Raw genomic sequence first — 858 nt, 5'->3', positions numbered from 1 at the left:
CGCTGGGCAAGGCGCTGCTTGCCAGCCTGACGCCCGAGGAGCTGGCCGTCCGGCTACCCAAGACCCTGCCCCGCGTCACCGACCGCACGATCTCGGACGCCGCGCACCTGCACCGCGAGCTTGAAGATGCGCGCCGAGAGGGTCTGGCCCAGGACCGGGAGGAAGTCGCCACCGGCCTCGTATGCTTTGCGGCCTTTGTCGGCGTGACGGCGCTGGGCAAGCGGGTCGCGGTCAGCACGTCCATCCCGACCGACCGGCTGGACGACGCCCACCGGCAAGCGGCCATGGACGGCATCCGCCGGGTGGCGCGCGACATTGCGCTGCGCGTGATCCCGGCTGTCTGAAGCCTTCACGCCACACCTAAGCCCTTAGCCTGCAACAGCTTTTTGACTTTCCAAAAGTCCCGGGCTAATATCTCGGATTCGGTCAGCAATGGCCGAATTACGTCGGTTGTTCGTGTATGCCACCTGACGTCCTGGTCAGCCCTGAATCTTCGGGCATTTGGCAAGGACGGTTCAGCAAGGCACCCTCGCCCAGCAGGGCAGGCCACACGAACGAACCCATTTACCTATTTAAGGAACACCCCATGTACGCGGTCGTAAAAACCGGTGGCAAGCAGTATCGCGTTGCCGCTGGCGAAAAACTCAAGATAGAACAGATACCGGCTGACATTGGGCAAGAAATCACCCTGGACCAAGTGCTGTCCGTGGGCGAAGGCGACCAACTGAAAGTTGGCACGCCCCTCGTCTCCGGCGCCGTGGTCAAGGCAACGGTTCTTGCGCAAGGCCGCCACGACAAGGTCAAGATCTTCAAGATGCGCCGTCGCAAGCACTATCAGAAGCGTCAGGGCCACCGTCA

At 62.5% G+C, this 858-nt stretch carries 2 protein-coding genes; both read left to right on the top strand.

What is annotated here, in order from left to right:
* On the top strand, window positions 1-344 hold a 344-nt coding region (locus B2W22_RS27860), incomplete at its 5' end, for an IclR family transcriptional regulator domain-containing protein (RefSeq protein WP_286940404.1).
* A 242-nt stretch (window positions 345-586) separates the two neighbouring features.
* Window positions 587-858: 50S ribosomal protein L21 (gene rplU, locus B2W22_RS27855; RefSeq protein WP_286940402.1), on the top strand; the 272-nt coding region annotated here is incomplete at its 3' end.

It is taken from the genome of Achromobacter sp. UBA4530 (genome assembly GCF_002388205.1).
GTDB classification, from domain to species: domain Bacteria; phylum Pseudomonadota; class Gammaproteobacteria; order Burkholderiales; family Burkholderiaceae_B; genus Achromobacter; species Achromobacter animicus.
This window is presented reverse-complemented; position numbering and strand designations above follow the sequence as displayed.